This is a genomic window from Nocardioides sp. (assembly GCF_030019515.1).
Taxonomy (GTDB): domain Bacteria; phylum Actinomycetota; class Actinomycetes; order Propionibacteriales; family Nocardioidaceae; genus Nocardioides.
Map to the genome: position 1 here is coordinate 126080 of NZ_JASEEQ010000004.1, position 18071 is coordinate 144150.

Consider the following 18071-nt stretch of genomic DNA (forward strand, 5'->3'; position numbering starts at 1 on the left):
CGGGCCGGGCGGTTCTTACCCGGGGCGGCCCGGCGCCCGGCTCAGGGTGCGGTCCGGGCGACCGGGACCCCGACCGAGATCGTCGGCAGCGGGACGCCCGCCACCCCGCCGGTGACCTGCGCGGATGCGCCGTCGGGTCCGGCCGAGGCCTCGACCCCGAGCTGGACCAGCGGCGACTGGGGCGGTGCCGAGGGCGGCGCCGACGGCGGCGCGGAAGGCTCGTCGCTCGGCCCGCCGGTCGGCCCGCCGGTCGGCCCGCCGGTGGGTCCGGCGGTCGGTCCGGCGGTCGGTCCGGTGGTCGGTCCGGCGGTCGGTCCCATGGTCGGCGCCGCCCGGTGGGAGGCGGTGGCGGCGTCCGCCGGGCTCGTGGCGCCCGACGAGCCGCGGTCGCCCGCAGGGCGTCGGCCCAGCGGGACGCCGGGGCCGGCGGTGAGGGACGGCGCCAGGCTCGCCAGCGGGGTGTCCTCGGCAGCCGGCTGCCCGTCCTGCTCGTGCTGCAGGGCCACGACCAGCCCGGCCACGACCAGGGACGCGGCGGCGCCGGCGACCGCGGCGGTCGGGGCGTGGGTGAGTACCGCGTCGCGGGCACGGCCGAGCAGCACGGTCACGCCGCCCGCGGCCGCGGAGAGCCCGCCGGTGGTGGCGCCGACGTACGCCGTCGCCGCGGTGCCGAGCAGCAGTGGGGCGAGCAGGGCTCCGAGGCCCGAGTTGACCTCGGTGAGCTCGAGGTAGATCGCGGTGCAGCCCCGGCACTCCTCGAGGTGGTGCTCGACGCGGGCGCTGTCGCGGCGGGAGAGCCCGCCGCGGACATAGGCCCCGAGCTGCGCGCGGGTGCGCGCGCAGGCGTCGTCCTCGACGTCCTGGGTGTGCATGGACAGGTAGGCCTGGCGCAGGCCCTCGCGGGCCCGGTAGGCCAGCGCCGAGACCGAGTTGGGGGTCATGCCGAGCAGCAGCGCGACCTCCGCCGGCTTCTGCTCCTCGACCTCGGTGTGCCACAGCACCAGCTGCCAGCGCTCGGGCAGCGAGGCGAACGCGCGGGCGGCGGTGGCGCTCTCGAAGCCCTCGACCGCGGTGTCGCGGAACGGCACGCCGGGGTCGAACGGCGTGAGGTCACCGGTGGTCTGCAGCCGGGCCGTGGCCCGGATCCGGTCGACCTGCAGGCGGCGTACCGCCGTGAGCAGGTAGGCCCGGAACGCGAGATCGGGCCCGCCCCCGCGCTGCAGCACGACCAGCAGCTTGGCGAAGGCCTCGGAGACGAGGTCGTCGACCTCGCCGGCGGACACGAGCTGCCGCGCCAGGCGCCGGGCGGCCTCGACATGGCGTGCGAAGAGCTCACCGTAGGCATCGGTGTCACCGCCCCGGACGGCGGAGATCAGCTCTCCGTCGCTGGGGCCCTCGAGAGTGGAGACGTGGCCGGCCACATCGGACCAACGCGCGAACCGGGAAAAGATCACGGCGCCGGGCCGGCGAAAAAAGGTGACGAAGTTCGCGAGAACCGCGTCATGGACCTGCGCCCGGGCCGTTCCATCACCGCAGACCAACCGAGGGGGAGCCACCGTGGGAAGGTTCACGACGCGCAGGCGACGTGCGACCACGGGCGACCCCGAGACGAGGGTGGAGCTGTCCTTGCAGCTGTGTGCGGCCCTGCCGCCACGCTTCGAGGCAGTCGGGGAGGCCCTTGTCTCGGGGTCGGGCACGGTCCCGGCCTGCGAGGTCGCCGGCGCGCTGCTTGCCGCCGACGGACTGTCCCTCGAGGAGTCCCTCGAAGGCCTCGCCGTGACCAGCCGCCTGGTGCACGGCACCGACCCCGGCTTCGCCGAGACCCGGGCGCTGACGGTCGCGTGGAGCGACGCGGTCCTCGGCTACCTGCACGGGCTCTCCTGCGACGACCCGCTCACGGGCCTCGCGAGCCTCGCACATCTGCGCAGCCGCGTCTCGGACGTCTACCGCGGCGAGGGTCGCACCGGGGCCTCGGTCTCGGAGTCGCACGCCCTGGTCGTCGTGGCCGCCCCGCCGTGGCCCGACGCGGCGACGGGCCGCAGCGACGTGCTCACCCGCGCGATGCGGACCGCGCAGCTCGGCGACACCGCCCGGGCCGTGTTCGCCGGGTCGGAGACCATCGGCCATGTCGCCCCCGGCCGGGTCGTGGTGCTCGCCGGTCGCGACGAGCGGATCGGGCGGCGGGTCGGCCTCCTGCGCCGGATGCTCGACGGGTCCGCCGTCCCGCACGCGCGGGTGTGGATCGAGGGCCTGCCCGACTCCGACGACGCCGCCGGTCGCCTGCTCGACGAGCTCACCCGGGTGTAGCCCCAGGGTGTACGCCCCCCGCGACCGAGACCGCTGTCGGGCTGGGTCTCGACGCGGCATTGCGACCCCGCACGCTCGGTCGCAGCCTTGCTCAACCTCCCGCGGCCTTTCCCGACCACCTCTCCACCCAGGCGGCGTCGACGGCGGGTGCTCCGCCTGGGGCCCGCGCATCCGTGGTCGGGCGACGGATCCCGGGTACCACTAGCCTGGCAGCATGTGCGGTCGCTACGCCTCGAGCCGTCGGCCCGAGGACCTGGTCGAGGAGTTCGACATCGCCGACGTGCGGATCCCCGCGCCGCTCGAGGCCGACTACAACGTGGCCCCGACCAAGGAGGTCTACGCCGTCGTCGAGCGGCCTCCCCAGGGCTCGGCGGAGTCGACGGCGGCCGAGGAGCCGCCGGAGCGCCAGCTGCGGGTGCTGACCTGGGGCCTGGTGCCGTCCTGGGCGAAGGACCCCTCGATCGGCAACCGGATGATCAACGCGCGGATGGAGACCGTCGCGGAGAAGCCGGCGTACAAGCGGGCGTTCGCGAAGCGGCGCTGCCTGCTGCCCGCCGACGGCTACTACGAGTGGTACCCGACCCAGGAGCGCACCTCGGCCGGCAGGCCGCGCAAGCAGCCGTTCTTCATCCGCCCGAAGGACCACGGGGTCCTGGCGATGGCGGGTCTCTACGAGATCTGGCGCGACCCCGGGAAGGATGACGAGGCTCCCGACCGGTTCCGCTGGACCTGCACCGTGATCACCACCGAGGCGGAGGACACCCTCGGACACATCCACGACCGGATGCCGCTGATGGTCGAGCGCGAGCGCTGGGGCGCCTGGCTGGATCCCACCGCGCCCCAGGACCACCTGCTCGAGCTCCTGGTGCCGGCGGCGCCGGGGACGCTCGAGGCTTACCCCGTCGCCACCCTCGTCAGCAACGTGCGCAACAACGGTCCGGAGCTGGTCGAGCCGCTGCCGCTCGAGCCCGACGGTGGAGTCGCGCCGTGACCCGCGCGGAGCGCCGCATCGACACGCCGTACGGCGAGGCGCGGCTGGTGGTCGACCAGGCGCGCGCACCGGTGGCGACCGTCCTGCTCTCGCACGGCGCCGGCGCCGGCATCGACACGGCCGATCTGGAGGCCCTGGCCCGGCACCTGCCGCGCAACGGGGTCACGGTGGTCCGCCTCGAGCAGCCCTGGAAGGTCGCCGGCGGCAAGGTCGCCACCCCCCCGGCCACGCTGGACGCCGCCCTGGTCGCGGCGGCCAACCGGCTGCGCACCCGCACCCCACTGGTCCTGGGTGGCCGGTCCGCCGGCGCTCGCTCGGCCGTCCGCTGCGCCCGGCAGCTCGCGGCCAGCGGCTGCCTGGCGCTCTCGTTCCCGCTGCACCCGCCCGGGCGCCCGGAGAAGACGCGGCTCGACGAGCTCCGTGGCGCCGGCGTACCGACCCTGGTGATCCAGGGCGAGCGCGACCCGATGGGCCGGCCCGAGGAGTTCCCCGACGACGTCGACCTGTGCGTGGTGCCCGGCGCGGACCACAGCCTGAAGGTGCCGGCGCGGGGCGAGATCGGGCAGTCCGACGCCCTCGAGATCGTCGTCGAGTCGGCGCTGGAGTGGATCGTGCGCGAGATCGCCGGCGGCGGCCGGGGGAATGGCGGACCGGCCTGAGGTGTTCACCTCGCATGCTGGCTGTGCTCGAACCACCCGCCCCGGGGCTATTCTGGGGGGCGATGACTGACCCCGACGTACCCACCCCCGAGAGCGTTCCCGACCCTGCCGCCGTGGACCTCGACACCGAGACCGAGGCGGACCGGTCCGCGCGCTTCGAGCGCGACGCCCTGCCGTTCCTCGACCAGCTCTACTCGGCCGCGATGCGGATGACGCGCAACCCGGCCGACGCCGAGGACCTGGTGCAGGAGACGTTCGCCAAGGCGTACTCCTCCTTCCACCAGTTCCGGCCCGGCACGAACCTCAAGGCCTGGCTGTACCGGATCCTCACCAACACCTTCATCAACACCTACCGCAAGAAGCAGCGCCAGCCGCAGCAGTCGATGTCCGAGGACGTCGAGGACTGGCAGCTGCACCGCGCCGAGTCCCACTCCTCGACGGGGCTGCGCTCGGCTGAGATGGAGGCGCTCGAGCACCTGCCCGACTCCCAGGTCAAGGACGCCCTGCAGCGCCTGCCCGAGGAGTTCCGGCTCGCGGTCTACCTCGCCGACGTCGAGGGCTTCGCCTACAAGGAGATCGCCGAGATCATGGAGACCCCGATCGGCACCGTGATGTCCCGGTTGCACCGGGGCCGGCGCCAGCTGCGCGACATGCTCTCCGACTACGTCCGCGACAACGACCTGCTCACGGTCGGGCGGGACGGCGGCGCGTCATGAGCGACCACCACCACCGCCCCGAGCCCACCTCCGAGGACTGTGCGGACTTCCTCGAGCGGATCGTGTACTTCCTGGACAACGAGCTCGACGAGGTCGACTGCTCGGCGGTCCGCCTGCACCTGGACAGCTGCAACCCCTGCCTCGAGCGCTACGACCTCCAGCGCACCGTGAAGGCCGTGGTCGCCCGCTCCTGCGCGGAGTCGGCACCCGACGAGCTGCGCAAGCGGGTGCTGCTGCGGATCCGCGAGGTGCAGGTCCAGATCCGCGAGAGCTGAGCGGGAACCCCCCACGACGCAGCGAACCCCCGAGCCGGCGGCTCGGGGGTTCGTGTCATTCGCGCTCAGGCGTTGGGGCGCTTGCCGTGGTTCGCGGCCTTCTTCTTGCGAGCGCGGCGCTTGCGGCCGGTCTTGCCCATGGGATTCCTCCTGATCGGACGGTACTGGCCCGTTCAGGGGCCGTCGGACAGTCTCTCACCTCCCGTCGAGACACCCAAAATGGCCGTGCTCCACGGGCCGGAGGAGCCACCTGGGGGTCTCGCCGGCCGAGGACCAGTCAGACGCGGCTCAGGAACCGCTCCGCGTCGACGACGACGCGGGTGATCTCGCCGGTGCCGACGACCTTGCCGCCCAGGTTCCTCGCCAGCACCGAGAAGCGGTGCAGGCGGCCGTCGACGTACGCCGCCGTGGCGGTGACCTCCACCCCCTGCCCGACCGCGGAGGCGGCGACGTGCTCGAGCTCGACCCGGGTGCCGACGCTCGTCGAGCCGGCCGGGAGCGTCGGGTCGATCGCGGCGCAGGTGGCGGCCTCGCACCAGGCCAGCAGCCGCGGGGTGCCGAGGACCGGCAGGCTGCCCGAGCCGACCGCCGCCGCGGTGTCGTCGGCGGTCACGGTGAAGTGCAGCGTCGCCTCCATCACAGCTCCGCCACGAACGCGATCAGGTCCACGCCCGGGGCCGGCGACCAGTCCCGCTCGGGCGCGCGGCGGAAGCCGTGCCGCTCGTAGACCCGGTGCGCGGAGGTCATCTGGGCGAGGCTGGACAGCACGATCCCGCGGAAGCCGAGCTCGCGGAACCGGTCCATCGCCAGCCTGGTCAGCGCCTCGCCGACGCCGCGGCGCCGGGCCGTGGGGGAGACCGCGAGCATCCGGAACTCGCCCTCCTCGTCGGTGCCGATCTCGCGCCAGGGCGAGCCGGGGAGTGTGATCGTGACGGTGCCGAGGACCTCGCCGCCCCGCTCGGCGACCCACAGCTCGGCCTCCCGGTCGCGCCGCGCGGTGTCGCGCAGCAGCGCGACGTAGTGGTCGTCGGGGCCCTCGGTGAACTCGGCGTACGCCGCGACGGTGACCTCGCCCGCGGCCGCGAGGTCCTCGGGTCGGGCGCGCCGGACCACCACCCCGGGCGCGAGGGGCTCAGACACCGAAGCTGTTCCTGGGGTACGTCGCGGCCACGTCGGTGATCACGTTGACCAGGTACGGCACCCCGGACGCGAACGCGCGGTCGATCGCGGGACCGACCTGCCGCGGGTCGGTGACCGTCTCCCCGGCACCACCGAGCGCGCGGACGACCTGGTCGTACGCCGTGCGGGGCGCGAGGTCCGCGATCACGTCGTACCCGTAGAGCATCTGCATCGGGCCCTTCTCCAGGCCCCACGCGGAGTTGTTGCCCATCACCATGACCACCGGCAGGTTGTGGCGCACCAGGGTGTCGACGTCCATCAGCGAGAAGCCCGCCGCGCCGTCGCCCAGCAGCAGCACGACCTGTGCCGAGGGCCGCGCCAGCCGGGCGGCGATGGCCGCCCCCAGGCCCGCGCCGAGGCAGCCGTAGGGGCCCGGGTCGAGCCAGCCCCCGGGACGCTTCGGCTCGACGAACTTGCCGGCGAAGCTGACGAAGTCGCCGCCGTCGCCGATCACGACCGCGTCCTCGGCGAGCCGGGGGACCAGCTCGCCGTAGATCCGGGCCGGGTGGATCGGGTCGGCCTCGGCACCCAGCAGGGCCGCGTCGCGCTCCACCGCCGCGCCGACCGCGGCCTGCAGGTCGGCGACCCAGTCGGACCAGTCCGGCCGACGCACGACCTGCTCCATGCCGGCGAGCAGCCCGTCGAAGACGGTGCTCAGGTCGCCGGAGACCGACGCGGCGAGCGCGGCGTGCCCGGAGAGCTGGCCGGGGGAGTCCGCCACGTGCACGACCTGGGCCGGCGTGGCGCCGTCCGCGCCGCCGAAGACGCCGTACCCGAGCCGGAAGTCCAGCGGGGTGCCGACGACCACGACCAGGTCGCTGCCGCTGAGGGCCCGGCTGCGGGCCTTGGTGACCAGCAGCGGGTGGCCGCCGGGGACCACGCCACGGCCCATGCCGTTGGTGATCGTCGGGATGCCGACCGCCTCGACGAAGCGCAGTGCGGCCTCCTCGGCGCGGTCCGCCCATACGTCGGTGCCCAGGATCAGCACCGGGCGAGCAGCCGTGGCCAGGAGCTCGGCCACCTCGGTGACCGCGGCGGGGTCCGGCTCCGCGCCGCGGGCCGCGGTGACCTCGGGGAGCACGCCGCCGGCGCTGTTGAACAGCTCGTCCATGGGCACGTCGACGAACACCGGGCCACGGTGCGGCGACCCGGCGGTCACGAACGCGTGGTGCATGCCGTCCAGCACCTCACCGGCGGTCGGGATGGTGCGCGCCAGCTTCGAGACCGGCGCGAGGATCGGCGGCTGGTCGAGCTCCTGCAGGGCGCCGGTGCCCCAGCGCCCCTGCGGCGCGCGGCCGCCGACGACCACCATCGGCGACCCGGCGAACTGCGCCTGTGCGACCGCGCTGAGCCCGTTGGTGACGCCGGGGCCGGCGGTCAGCACCGCGAGGCCCGGGACCCGGGTCAGCTTGCCGGTCGCCTCGGCGGCGAACGCGGCGGTCTGCTCGTGGCGTACGTCGAGCAGCCGCAGCGGCGTCGCCGACTTCACGGCGCCGTCGTACAGCGGGAAGACGTGCGCTCCGGACAGCGTGAACATCGTCTCGACCCCGTGGGCCTGTGCGACCGCGACCGCGAGCTCGCCGGCGTGGCCGTTCACTTCCGTGGACATGCTGCGAAGGTTACTCACCCGTAGGTGCGAGGTACGCGGCGTTGGTCGACTTCAGCGCGTCGAGCACCACGAGGAGCAGGTCGGAGCGCACCTGCGGGGGCCGCGAGCCGAGGGAGAGCTGCAGGTAGAGCGCCCGAAGGAACGCCTCGGCGTTCCCGCCGACGAGGTACGGGTCGCGGTCGTCGTAGGACGAGCGGGTGCCGGCCGCGGCGGCGAGCCGGGCGATCCAGGGCTCGAGCACGCGCAGCGGGACGACGTTGCGGCGCAGCACGTTCATGGTCGCGAACGCCAGCCGGTCCGGCTCGCCGGTGGTGAACAGCCCGTCGACCGGCAGCAGCACCCGGTCGGCGATCACGTCGAGCAGCACGGTCAGCTCGGGGGTGGCCAGGTGCGGCGAGCCCGCCAGGATCGCGAGCGTGTCGGCGCCGTGCGCCACCGCGTGCGCCCAGCCCTTGCCCGGCACGTAGCCGCGCAGGTCCTGTTCGCGCAGCAGCCAGGTGGCGAGCCGGTCGCCCCACTCGAGGATCTTCCCGCCGGGCAGCAGCGGGCGCCGGTTGTCGCGGGCGACACATTCGCCCAGGACCAGCGCCGAGAAGCTGCGGCGGAACACGGTGTCGGTGCCCTGCTCGCCGACGCCGACCCCGAGACCGACGGCCATGCCGTCGCCGAGCCCGCCCAGGAGGTCGTCGTACACGCCGCGGTCGATCCACGTCGTGAGCGTCGGGTAGGCGGTGCCGTCGCGCAGCGCCGGGTCGGGATCGCCGAGCATGCGCGTGAGCTCGGCGGTCAGGTCGTCGAGCGGCCGGTCGGACGGGACCGCGAGTCCCTCTGCGTGCACCTGTCGCCAGTATGACCCGGACATGGGGGCCATCCTGCCAAAGATCGGGCCCGGGTCCACCGGCGGTCCACCCCCGCCTACTCTTGCGAGCGTGCCGACCCTCTCCGAGCTGGTCCGCAGCCACACCGACCTGGACGACCAGGACGTCGCGTGGCTCCAGCTGCTGCAGGCCGACTGGCAGATCATCGCGGATCTGTCCTTCGCCGATCTGGTGCTGTGGCTGCCCGACCAGGAGGGCAAGGGGTTCTGGGCGGCCGGGCAGATGCGGCCCACGACCGGTCCCACGGCGTACGTCGACGACGTGATCGGCACGTTCGTGCCGGTAGGCCGGCGGCCGCTGATCGACGCGGCGTACGCGCAGGGCCGGCTGGTGCGCGAGGGCGACCCCGAGTGGCGCGACGACGTCCCGGTGCGGGTGGAGACGATCCCGGTCCGGCGAGCCGGGCGGGTGATCGCCGTGGTGGCCCGGAACACGAACCTGCTCGGCGTCCGCACGCCGAGCCGCCTGGAGCTGTCCTACCTGCAGACGGCCGCGGACCTGACCCAGATGATCGCCAACGGCTACTTCCCCGCCACCGGCCAGCGCAGCGACCATGCCGACTCGCCGCGGGTGGGCGACGGGTTCCTCCGCGTCAGCGCCGCAGGGATGGTCGAGTACGCGAGCCCGAACGCGCTCTCGGTCTACCGTCGGTTGGGGCTCTCGGGCGACCTGGCGGGCGTCTCGCTGGCCGACCTGACCCGGGACCTGGTGCCGCCGCGTCGCCGCCCGGACGAGGAGACGCTCAGCGCCGTCCTCGGCGGCCGGGCGTACCGCGACACCGAGATCGGCACCGACACGGTGTCCCTGATCGTGCGGGCGATCCCGCTGCGCCCGCACGGCGAGCACATCGGCGCCCTGATCCTGGTCCGGGACGTCACCGACCTGCGGCGCCGGGATCGCGAGCTGATCACCAAGGACGCCACGATCCGCGAGATCCACCACCGGGTGAAGAACAACCTCCAGACCGTCGCCGCGCTGCTGCGGCTGCAGGCCCGCCGGATGGACTCGGAGTCCGCGCGGCTGGCGCTCGAGGAGGCGGTGCGCCGGGTCGGGTCGATCGCGATCGTGCACGAGACGCTGAGCCAGGCGGTGGAGGAGCGGGTCGACTTCGACGACATCCTGGACCCGCTCGGCCGGATGGTGACCGACGTCAGTGCGCTCGGCAGCCGGGTGCGGGTGGTGCGCAACGGCTCGTTCGGCGTGCTGCCCTCCGAGACGGCCACGGCGCTGGCGATGGTGGTGACCGAGGTGCTGCAGAACGCGGTCGAGCACGGGTACGACGGCACCGACCCGGACGCCAGGGGCGAGATCCGGATCACCGTGCGTCGGCTGGTCGGCCGCCTGCACGTGAGCATCGACGACGACGGCCGCGGGCTGCCGGCAGGGTTCGACCTGGACGCCTCGACGAACCTGGGTCTCTCGATCGTCCGGACCCTCGTGGAGTCCGAGCTCGGCGGCCAGCTCCAGCTGGGCGACGGTCCCGCGGGCCGGGGCACCCGGGCCGCCCTGGACATCCCGCTGGACTAGCGTCCGGCCGCTGGCGCGTCTCCGTCAGTCTCGGCACGGCGGTCGCGACCTCGCAGGCTCGGTCGCGCGCCTTGCTCGACCACCGTCAGCGGAGCCGCTGGCGCGTCTCCGCTAGGCGGTGCGGACCCGGGCCCGGGCGTTGCGACGCTTCAGGGCGCGCCGCTCGTCCTCGCTGAGCCCGCCCCAGACGCCGTGGTCCTGCCCCGCCTCGAGCGCCCACGCCAGACACTGCTCGCGGACCTCACATCGACGACACACCTGCTTGGCCTCCTCGATCTGGAGGATGGCCGGACCGGTGTTGCCGATCGGGAAGAACAGCTCAGGGTCCTCGTCGAGGCAGGCCGAACGGTGGCGCCAATCCATGGCTGGGAGATCCCTCTTTCCTACAAGTCATCGTGCAGGTCAGGGGCAGACAAGACCTGCGGTGCCGTCGTGGGGCACAGCGAAGTGAACGCATTCACGAGCGCCCACCAAGGGTGGCAACCTTTGGACCGTTAAACAAGCCCTGTCGACGGTCGGTTTCATCACAGCAGTCACGCGCGTGCCGGGCTGATCCTCGGTCCCACGGGCCCTCTTCTAGGCTCCCTGCGTGACTCTACGCCGCCCGGCCAAACCCGCACCCCTGGTCGTCGCCGCCTCGCTGGTGGCGATCGAGGCCCTGTTCCTGCTCGGCTACGCCGTCCTGGAGCTGTCCAGCATCTCCTCCGACCGGGTCGCCCTCGCCGTGACGACGAGCGTGTTCTTCGCGGCGTACGGCGCGCTGCTGCTGTTCTGCGCCCGCGAGGTCGCCCGGGGCCGGTCCTGGGCCCGCAGCCCGATCGTGCTCGCCCAGCTGATCCAGCTCGGAGTGGCGTGGAGCTTCCGCGGCGGCGACACCACCCCGGTGGCCATCGCCCTGGCCGTGGTCGCCGTCGTCGTGCTCGCGGGCCTGTTCGCGCCGGCGAGCGTCGACGCCCTGGCCGACCCCGAGGACTGAGCGCCGCTCGCTCGACCCCCGTCGAGCGGCCCGCTGGCGCGGTCTGTTCAGAGCGTCTCCTCGAGCGAGGTCCGCAGCTGCTCGAGGGTCCGGTTCAGCAGCCGCGACACGTGCATCTGCGAGACGCCGATCTCCTCCGCGATCTGCGACTGGGTCATGTTCTTGAAGTACCGCAGCAGCAGGATCTTCTTCTCCCGCGGCTCCAGCCGGTCCAGCAGCGGCTTGAGCGACTCCCGGATCTCGACGTGCTCGAGACCCTCGTCGTCCACCCCGATCGCATCGAGCATGCTCGCGCTGCTGTCGTCACCGGCGTCGGAGGCGTCCAGGGACAGCGTGGAGTAGGCGTTGCTCGACTCGATGCCCTCCACGATCTCCTCGACGGTGCAGCCGATGGCGCCGGCGAGCTCGCGCGGCGTGGGGGAGCGGCCCAGCGACTGGGTCAGCTCGGCCGAGGCCGCGGTGATCTGCATGCGCAGCTCCTGCAGGCGGCGCGGCACCCGGATCGCCCAGCCCTTGTCACGGAAGTAGCGCTTGATCTCCCCGATGATCGTCGGGGTGGCGTAGGTCGAGAACTCCACGCCGCGGTCGGAGTCGAAGCGGTCGACGGACTTGATCAGCCCGATCGTGCCCACCTGGACGAGGTCCTCCAGGGGCTCGCCGCGGTTGCGGAAGCGGCGTGCGCAGTGCTCGACGAGCGGGAGGTGCAGGTGCACCAGGGCCTCGCGGGCCGCATCGCGGCCGGCTGCCGGCGCCTCGTCGTCGCGGAGCACCGAGAACAGCTCGGCACTGCGCAGGCGCGTGAGCTCGACGCCGGTCGGCGCGTCCGGGTCCGCGTCGCCGTCCCCCGTGACAGCGAACATCTCAGATCCCGCCTCCCGGCAGCCCCGAGTCCATGCTCACCGAGATCGAGAAGACACCCGCCGCGCAGTCGGTGGACGCGTCGGTCGCCAGGGTGGTGAGGACCTGCCAGGCGAAGCTGTCCTGGTCAGGCGTGACCTCGTGGTCGACCTCGACGCTGATCCGCACGGTGAGCTCACCGGGCCGCAGGTAGAACCGACAGGTGAGGTCGGAGTCCGGACGGGCCTCGGGGAGCACCATCGCGCTCGCCTCGCCGACCGCGATCCGCAGGTCCTCGATGTCGTCGATGGGGAAGTCCAGGCGGGCGGCCAGCCCGGCGGTCGTGGTCCGCAGCACCGACGCGTAGGCGTTGTCCGCGGGCAGTCGCAGCTCGACATCGGCTCGTCCACCGTCGTGACTCCGGGCGGAGCCGATCTGTGCGCCGATCGAAGACATCTGGTCGTCCTTCGCGATGGGGAGACGGGGCGGGGCCGATGACCCGGACCGGACGGGCCCGGGGCTCGCCTCGAAGACTAGTGGGGACCGGCCTCCGGGTGTCGTACCCGGAGGCCGGTCCCCACTAAACGAAGGCACCGCTTCGGCGTCGTCCGTGGTCGCTGCGGACGGTCGCGACCTCGCTCCGCTCTGTCGCGCTCACGACGTCGAAGGCCCGACGGGGCGGCCTCCGGTCGCCGCGTCAGGCCTTCTTGGTCTCCCAGAAGATCTCGGCGATCTCGTCGATCTTCGCGAGCAGCTCGTCGGCCTTGCCGGCGTCGAGCTCGCCCTTGGTGCCGGACGCGCCGGCCAGCTTGGTGGCCTCGTTCACGAGGGTGTGCAGCTGGGGGTACTTCTCGAAGTGCGGGGGCTTGAAGTAGTCGGTCCACAGCACCCACAGGTGGTGCTTGACCAGCTCGGAGCGCTGCTCCTTGATGATGATGGCGCGGGTGCGGAAGTCCGGGTCGTCGTTGTCGGCGACCTTGGCGATGATCGCCTTGATCGACTCCGCCTCGATGCGTGCCTGGGCGGGGTCGTACACGCCGCAGGGGAGGTCGCAGTGGGCGGAGACCTCGAGGGTGGGAGCGAACATTCCTGCAAACATGCGGATCCTCTCGTCTTCTGTTGACTTGTCAGTGGTCTGGGGTTCGACTGCGACACTACTCCGCGTGCGAGGAGCAGGACGAGGAGCGACGCCCGCCGTGGAACCCGGCCCGCGCTGGGGATTCGCCGTCGTCAGCGGCCGGTCGATGAGGCCGCTGCTGGCACCGGGCGACCGGCTCCTGGTCTCCTACCGACGCCCGGTCCGACCCGGTGCCGTGGTGGTCGCCCGGCTGGCCGACGGCACGGTCGCGGTCAAGCGCGCGGCACAACGTCGTACGACGCGCACCGGTGCCCCGGGATGGTGGCTGCTCAGCGACAACCCGGACGAGGGCGTCGACTCGCGGCACCGCGGCGTGGTCCCCGACACCGAGGTGCTGGCGGTCGCGGTCGTCCGGATCTGGCCGCGGCCACGGCGGCTGCGAGCCCCTGTGCCAGACTGACACCCGGGAGAACCCCGGAGGGCGAGGTTCCGCGCACCACCCCTGCGCGTCGAGCCGGACCTCCCCCCACACGCCGCCCCACGGGAGAGTCAGAATCAGGTCATGGCCGAAGCAGAGTCCGCGAGCCCCCATCCGTACGCCGGCGACCCGGTCTTCGAGCTCCACGTAGGCGGCAAGATGGCGATCAGCTCCACGGTCGCGCTGGACGGCCGCGACGACCTGTCGATGGCCTACACGCCGGGCGTCGCCCGGGTGTGCGAGGCGATCGCGGAGGACCCGTCGCTGACCCAGTTCTACACGTGGGTCCCGAACACGGTGGCCGTCGTCACCGACGGGACCGCGGTGCTGGGCCTCGGTGACATCGGACCCGCCGCGGCGATGCCCGTCATGGAGGGCAAGGCCGTCCTGTTCAAGCAGTTCGGCGGCGTCGACGCCGTTCCGATCTGCCTGGACACCACCGACGCCGAGGAGATCATCGAGACCGTCGCCCGGCTCGCGCCGAGCTTCGGAGGGATCAACCTCGAGGACATCTCGGCGCCGCGCTGCTTCGAGATCGAGGACCGGCTCAAGGAGATGCTCGACATCCCGGTCTTCCACGACGACCAGCACGGCACCGCCGTCGTCACGCTCGCCGCGCTGACCAACGCCCTGAAGCTGACCGGGCGCAACCCCGAGTCGACCCGCGTGGTCATCTCGGGGGCCGGCGCCGCGGGCGTCGCCGTCGCCAAGATCCTGCTCGAGGCCGGCATCAAGGACCTCGCGGTCACCGACCGCAAGGGCGTCCTCAACTCCGAGCGCGGCGACCTCACACCGGTCAAGCGCTCGCTGGCGGCGCTGACCGCCGACCGCACCGGGCGCACCGGCACCCTCGCCGACGTGCTGGACGGCGCGGACGTCTACATCGGGGTGTCGGGCGGCACCGTGCCCGAGGAGTGGGTCGCCACGATGGCAGCCGACGCGATCATCTTCGGGCTCGCGAACCCCACCCCCGAGGTGCACCCCGAGGTGGCCCGACGGCACGCGCGGGTGGTGGCCACCGGGCGCTCGGACTTCCCGAACCAGATCAACAACGTGCTCGCCTTCCCCGGCATCTTCCGGGGCGCGTTCGACGTCCACGCGACCGCGATCACGGAGGGCATGAAGGTCGCCGCGGCCCAGGCACTGGCCGACCTGGTCGGCGATGCGCTGGCCGAGGACATGGTCATCCCCTCGCCGTTCGACCCGCGGGTCGGGCCGGCGGTGGCCGCGGCAGTGGCGGACGCCGCACGCCGCGACGGCGTCGCGCGGCGCTGACGGCGGGTACGTTCGGACCATGTTCGCCGTCTACGCCGACCGGTTCTCCAAGGACGACCCGCTCTCCGCGCTGCAGGTGGGGGAGCGCCCGGACCCCGCTGACGGGGGTGTCCCCGACGGGTGGACCACGGTCACCGTGAAGGCCGCCTCCCTCAACCACCACGACCTGTTCTCCTTGCGGGGGGTCGGGCTGCGCGCGGAGGCGCTGCCGATGATCCTCGGCTGCGACGCCGCGGGGTACGACGAGGACGGCAACGAGGTCGTCGTCCACGCGGTGATCAGCGATCCGGCCTGGGTCGGTGACGAGACGCTCGACCCCAAGCGGTCGCTGCTGTCCGAGCGCTACCAGGGCACGTTCGCCGAGCGGGTCGCCGTACCCCGTCGCAACGTCGTCCCCAAGCCCGCCTCGCTCTCGTTCGAGGAGGCCGCGTGCCTGCCGACCGCCTGGCTCACCGCGTACCGGATGCTGTTCACCCGCGGTGAGCTGCGGGCCGGCGAGACCGTGCTCGTGCAGGGCGCCGGCGGCGGCGTCGCGACGGCCGTGATCACCCTGGCGCGGGCCGCCGGCCTCCGGGTGCTCGCGACCAGCCGCGACGAGTCCAAGCGGGCCCGGGCACTCGAGCTCGGCGCGCACGAGGTCTTCGAGTCCGGGGCGCGGCTGCCGGTCAAGGTCGACGCGGTGATGGAGACCGTCGGCAAGGCCACCTGGTCGCACTCCATCCGGTCGCTGCGGCCGGGTGGTCGGATCGTCACCTCCGGCACCACCTCCGGCCCCGACGTCGACGACGCCGAGCTCACCCGGATCTTCTTCCTGCAGCTCAGCGTGGTCGGCTCCACGATGGGCACCCGCGCCGAGCTCGCCTCGCTGGTCTCCCTGCTCGACGCCTCCGGTGCCCGGCCGCTGATCGACCGGACACTGCCGATGACCGAGGCTCGTGCCGGGTTCAGCGCGATGCTCGAGGGCGAGCAGTTCGGGAAGATCGTCTTCACCCGATGATCCACCTGCTCACCGGAGCCGGGTCGGGCATCGGCGCGGCGGTGGCCCGGCGGCTGCACGAGCGCGGCGACGAGCTGGTGCTGCTGGCGCGCTCGCCGGAGCGCGCGGTCGAGCTCCGCACGGCGTACGACGGCTCGACGGTGCTCGTCGCGGACCTGGCCCGGCCGGAGTCGGTGGAGTCGCTCGCGCTGCCCGATGGCCTCGACTCGGTGGTCCACGCGGCCGGCGTGGTCGAGCTGGGCACCGTGGCCGAGCTGTCGGTCGAGGACTGGTCCTCGCAGCTGTGGGTCAACCTGGTCGCGCCCGCCGCGCTCACCCGGGTGGCCCTGCCGGCGCTGCGCGCCCACCGCGGCACCGTGGTCTTCGTCAACTCCAGCGCCGGCCTCACGGCCCACCGGTCGTGGTCGGCCTACGCCGCCTCCAAGCACGGGCTGCGTGCGCTCGCGGACTCGCTGCGCGCCGAGGAGGCCCAGCACGGCGTCCGGGTGAGCACCGTCTTCCCGGGACGCACGGCCACCCCGATGCAGGAGAAGGTGCACCGGCAGGAGGCGAGGACGTACGACGCCGCCCGGTGGATCCGGCCCGACACCGTGGCCGACGCCATCCTGCACGTGCTGGACCTCCCGGCCGACGCGACGATCCCCGACGTCACGGTGCGCCCGAACCGGTAGCGGCCCTCGGGGCGGTCCTAGGTCCGCGAGCGCCAGTTGAGGGCGCCGACCAGCACGATGCGGAGCTGGGTGCGCGCCTGCTCGACGAGCTCCTGCTCGGCGGCGCGGTCGTCGGCGGCGAGGATCGCCTCGGCGGTCGCCACCATGGCGGTCACGATCAGGTCGGAGACGATCCGCAGGTCGCGCGCGGACCACACGTCGGTGCCCGGCAGCTGCGCCAGGTCGCTGGCCAGCTCGTGCTCGAACAACGCGATCTGGTCGCGGATCGCGCGCCGGACCGCCGGCGGCCCGGCGGCCCGCTCGCGGGCGATGAACGAGAAGTGTGCGCGCTGCTGGTGGACGTGGTCGACCAGGATGCCGATCGAGCGGTCGACGATGTCGGCCAGCGCCGGGTCCCCGCGGCGGATGTCCCTCAGCATCGTGCGCAGCGAGGCGAACGACTCGTCGACGAGGGCGACGCCGAGCGCCTCGACGGAGTCGAAGTGACGGTAGAACGCGGTCGGCACGATGCCGACCTCCTTGGCCACCTGACGCAGCGAGAGGGCGGCCATCGTGGTCTCCGAGGCGAGCTCCAGTGCAGCGTCGAGGATCGCCCGGCGGGTGCGCTCCTTGCGGGCCACGCGCGACATCGGCACGCTCGCCGCCGCACCTCCTACCGTCACCTCAGGCATGCCGTCAGGCTAGTGGTTGCCGCCGGAAGTTCCCCGGGTGCGGGACGCCCGACGAACTTCCGGTGGTGACCACGAGTGGTGCCGCCTGCCGGGTGAGTGGCCGACCCTTCCGGACCGGCCCCGCGCGGGTGACACTGGTGCCATGCGCGACCGCCTGAGCACGTCAGAGATCCGCAAGGACGCCGTCCAGGGCACGGTCGAGGCGGCCGCGTCGGCCGCGGGCCAGGTCGCCACGATCATCACCGGCGCGGTCCGCGACGTGGCGTCGGCCGTCGGCGGCTTCGCCACCGAGGTCTTCGAGATCCGCGACTCCGCACGCAAGGCGGCCGCCGAGCACGTCCGTCCCGACCGGGCGGACGAGGACTGAGCTCCGGACGGGGCCGAGACACCGGCGAAAGTCCACCCGATCGGGTGAGTTCGAGTGCGGACCGGGTGGGGCACCTGGTGAGGGCACGCGGCAAGGCCCCCGACAGCACCCTCACGCAGCGGCCGCTCACGGGGCCGTGCCGCGTGCGATCCGTCGGATCAGTCCGGTCCGCCGGCCGCGTCCAGCTGCCGCACCAGCCGCTGCGGAGCGCAGCACCGGTAGCTCTCGGTGACCAGCTCGGCGACCTCGTCCCAGTCGGTGCCCTCGTCGAGGACCAGGCCGACGACCGTGGGCGACCACGGCGGCCGGTAGAACGGCAGCCCGGCGTGGGTGAGCGCGAGCAGCTCGTCGCCGGCGGCGTGGAAGGTCAGCACGGTGCGCGGCTCCGGGTCGCCGGTGATGTCGCGGTACGCCGACTCGTAGCCCTCCTGGGCGACCATGACGTGCGCGAACGTCTTCTTCCGCACCCGCCAGCGCACGCCGGTCCAGGCGTCCTCCTCGTAGGAGTCGGGCAGTGGGCCGGTGATCGCGGCGAGCCGGCGTACGACGTCCGGCGCCGGCTCCAGGCGGCGCGTCACCG

Annotated in this window: 23 protein-coding genes; 12 read left to right on the forward strand and 11 right to left on the reverse strand. The window is 73.2% G+C overall.

The features are described from left to right. Nucleotides 1-41: 41 nt before the first annotated feature. Nucleotides 42-1421 carry a sigma-70 family RNA polymerase sigma factor gene (locus tag QMC84_RS07290; protein WP_300373347.1) on the reverse strand — a complete coding sequence of 460 codons (1380 nt, stop codon included), beginning with the start codon at nt 1419-1421 and terminating at the stop codon, nt 42-44. Nucleotides 1422-1557: 136 nt separating this feature from the next. On the opposite strand from QMC84_RS07290, the gene QMC84_RS07295 reads away from it, so the two are divergent. The 5 genes from QMC84_RS07295 (at nt 1558) to rsrA (ending at nt 4948) form a co-directional block, all read left to right on the forward strand. Next, on the forward strand, nt 1558-2307 hold the full coding sequence (locus QMC84_RS07295) for a hypothetical protein (protein ID WP_300373349.1): 750 nt from the start codon (nt 1558-1560) through the stop codon (nt 2305-2307). Nucleotides 2308-2521: 214 nt separating this feature from the next. Next, nucleotides 2522-3298, forward strand: a complete 777-nt coding sequence (locus tag QMC84_RS07300; protein ID WP_300373351.1) for an SOS response-associated peptidase — start codon at nt 2522-2524, stop codon at nt 3296-3298. Beyond that, nucleotides 3295-3957 carry an alpha/beta family hydrolase gene (locus QMC84_RS07305; RefSeq protein WP_300373353.1) on the forward strand — a complete coding sequence of 221 codons (663 nt, stop codon included), beginning with the start codon at nt 3295-3297 and terminating at the stop codon, nt 3955-3957. Before QMC84_RS07300 ends, QMC84_RS07305 begins: the two co-directional genes overlap by 4 nt. A gap of 62 nt (nt 3958-4019) precedes the next feature. Continuing rightward, nucleotides 4020-4673: a sigma-70 family RNA polymerase sigma factor gene (locus tag QMC84_RS07310; RefSeq protein ID WP_300373355.1), complete on the forward strand. Its 654-nt coding sequence runs from the start codon at nt 4020-4022 to the stop codon at nt 4671-4673. Next, complete coding sequence (gene rsrA, locus QMC84_RS07315) at nt 4670-4948, forward strand: mycothiol system anti-sigma-R factor (protein ID WP_300373357.1); 279 nt, start codon at nt 4670-4672, stop codon at nt 4946-4948. The genes QMC84_RS07310 and rsrA overlap by 4 nt, the downstream gene beginning before the upstream one ends. Nucleotides 4949-5225: 277 nt before the next feature. Here rsrA and QMC84_RS07320 read toward each other — a convergent pair whose 3' ends face one another. The 4 genes from QMC84_RS07320 to QMC84_RS07335 are packed head-to-tail and all read right to left on the reverse strand — an operon-like array spanning nt 5226 to nt 8598. Beyond that, nucleotides 5226-5585, reverse strand: a complete 360-nt coding sequence (locus QMC84_RS07320; protein WP_300373362.1) for a thioesterase — start codon at nt 5583-5585, stop codon at nt 5226-5228. Further along, nucleotides 5585-6088: a GNAT family N-acetyltransferase gene (locus tag QMC84_RS07325; protein ID WP_300373363.1), complete on the reverse strand. Its 504-nt coding sequence runs from the start codon at nt 6086-6088 to the stop codon at nt 5585-5587. The genes QMC84_RS07320 and QMC84_RS07325 overlap by 1 nt, the downstream gene beginning before the upstream one ends. Beyond that, a complete protein-coding gene (locus QMC84_RS07330; protein ID WP_300373364.1) occupies nt 6081-7736 on the reverse strand; it encodes an acetolactate synthase in 1656 nt (551 codons plus the stop codon). Before QMC84_RS07330 ends, QMC84_RS07325 begins: the two co-directional genes overlap by 8 nt. Nucleotides 7737-7746: 10 nt before the next feature. Beyond that, on the reverse strand, nt 7747-8598 hold the full coding sequence (locus QMC84_RS07335) for a DUF2785 domain-containing protein (RefSeq protein ID WP_300373366.1): 852 nt from the start codon (nt 8596-8598) through the stop codon (nt 7747-7749). A 67-nt stretch (nt 8599-8665) separates the two neighbouring features. Here QMC84_RS07335 and QMC84_RS07340 point away from each other — a divergent pair, with 67 nt between their 5' ends. Next, entirely contained in the window at nt 8666-10141 is a 1476-nt protein-coding gene (locus tag QMC84_RS07340; protein ID WP_300373368.1) for a PAS domain-containing sensor histidine kinase, read from the forward strand. 111 nt (nt 10142-10252) lie between these two features. Here the strand turns inward: QMC84_RS07340 and QMC84_RS07345 are convergent, their stop codons facing one another. Then, nucleotides 10253-10504: a WhiB family transcriptional regulator gene (locus QMC84_RS07345; RefSeq protein WP_011755173.1), complete on the reverse strand. Its 252-nt coding sequence runs from the start codon at nt 10502-10504 to the stop codon at nt 10253-10255. A 226-nt stretch (nt 10505-10730) separates the two neighbouring features. Between QMC84_RS07345 and QMC84_RS07350 the strand changes: the two genes are divergently transcribed. Further along, nucleotides 10731-11117: a hypothetical protein gene (locus QMC84_RS07350; RefSeq protein ID WP_300373372.1), complete on the forward strand. Its 387-nt coding sequence runs from the start codon at nt 10731-10733 to the stop codon at nt 11115-11117. A 47-nt stretch (nt 11118-11164) separates the two neighbouring features. Here QMC84_RS07350 and QMC84_RS07355 read toward each other — a convergent pair whose 3' ends face one another. The 3 genes from QMC84_RS07355 to sodN form a co-directional block, all read right to left on the reverse strand. Continuing rightward, the gene (locus tag QMC84_RS07355) at nt 11165-11977 is read right to left on the reverse strand and encodes an RNA polymerase sigma factor SigF (RefSeq protein WP_300373374.1); all 813 of its coding nucleotides are present in this window, start codon (nt 11975-11977) and stop codon (nt 11165-11167) included. A 1-nt stretch (nt 11978) separates the two neighbouring features. Beyond that, a complete protein-coding gene (locus QMC84_RS07360) occupies nt 11979-12410 on the reverse strand; it encodes an anti-sigma factor (protein ID WP_300373376.1) in 432 nt (143 codons plus the stop codon). A 241-nt stretch (nt 12411-12651) separates the two neighbouring features. After that, nucleotides 12652-13053 carry a superoxide dismutase, Ni gene (sodN, locus tag QMC84_RS07365; protein ID WP_300373378.1) on the reverse strand — a complete coding sequence of 134 codons (402 nt, stop codon included), beginning with the start codon at nt 13051-13053 and terminating at the stop codon, nt 12652-12654. Between the two features lie 97 nt (nt 13054-13150). Between sodN and QMC84_RS07370 the strand changes: the two genes are divergently transcribed. The 4 genes from QMC84_RS07370 to QMC84_RS07385 all read left to right on the forward strand — a co-directional run bounded on the left by QMC84_RS07370 (nt 13151) and on the right by QMC84_RS07385 (nt 16453). After that, nucleotides 13151-13492 (forward strand): S24 family peptidase, encoded by a 342-nt coding sequence (locus QMC84_RS07370; protein ID WP_300373380.1) that lies wholly within the window; start codon nt 13151-13153, stop codon nt 13490-13492. Nucleotides 13493-13594: 102 nt separating this feature from the next. Next, the gene (locus QMC84_RS07375; protein WP_300373382.1) at nt 13595-14785 is read left to right on the forward strand and encodes an NADP-dependent malic enzyme; all 1191 of its coding nucleotides are present in this window, start codon (nt 13595-13597) and stop codon (nt 14783-14785) included. Between the two features lie 19 nt (nt 14786-14804). After that, nucleotides 14805-15782: a zinc-binding dehydrogenase gene (locus QMC84_RS07380; protein ID WP_300373384.1), complete on the forward strand. Its 978-nt coding sequence runs from the start codon at nt 14805-14807 to the stop codon at nt 15780-15782. Then, nucleotides 15779-16453 (forward strand): SDR family oxidoreductase, encoded by a 675-nt coding sequence (locus QMC84_RS07385; RefSeq protein ID WP_300373386.1) that lies wholly within the window; start codon nt 15779-15781, stop codon nt 16451-16453. Before QMC84_RS07380 ends, QMC84_RS07385 begins: the two co-directional genes overlap by 4 nt. Before the next feature lie 17 nt (nt 16454-16470). On the opposite strand, the gene QMC84_RS07390 is transcribed toward QMC84_RS07385, so the two are convergent. Then, nucleotides 16471-17124 (reverse strand): TetR family transcriptional regulator, encoded by a 654-nt coding sequence (locus tag QMC84_RS07390; RefSeq protein WP_300373388.1) that lies wholly within the window; start codon nt 17122-17124, stop codon nt 16471-16473. Nucleotides 17125-17266: 142 nt separating this feature from the next. Here QMC84_RS07390 and QMC84_RS07395 point away from each other — a divergent pair, with 142 nt between their 5' ends. After that, nucleotides 17267-17491: a hypothetical protein gene (locus tag QMC84_RS07395; RefSeq protein WP_300373390.1), complete on the forward strand. Its 225-nt coding sequence runs from the start codon at nt 17267-17269 to the stop codon at nt 17489-17491. A gap of 158 nt (nt 17492-17649) precedes the next feature. Here QMC84_RS07395 and QMC84_RS07400 read toward each other — a convergent pair whose 3' ends face one another. Next, nucleotides 17650-18069: an MmcQ/YjbR family DNA-binding protein gene (locus QMC84_RS07400; RefSeq protein ID WP_300373392.1), complete on the reverse strand. Its 420-nt coding sequence runs from the start codon at nt 18067-18069 to the stop codon at nt 17650-17652. Between the last annotated feature and the right edge of the window lie 2 nt (nt 18070-18071).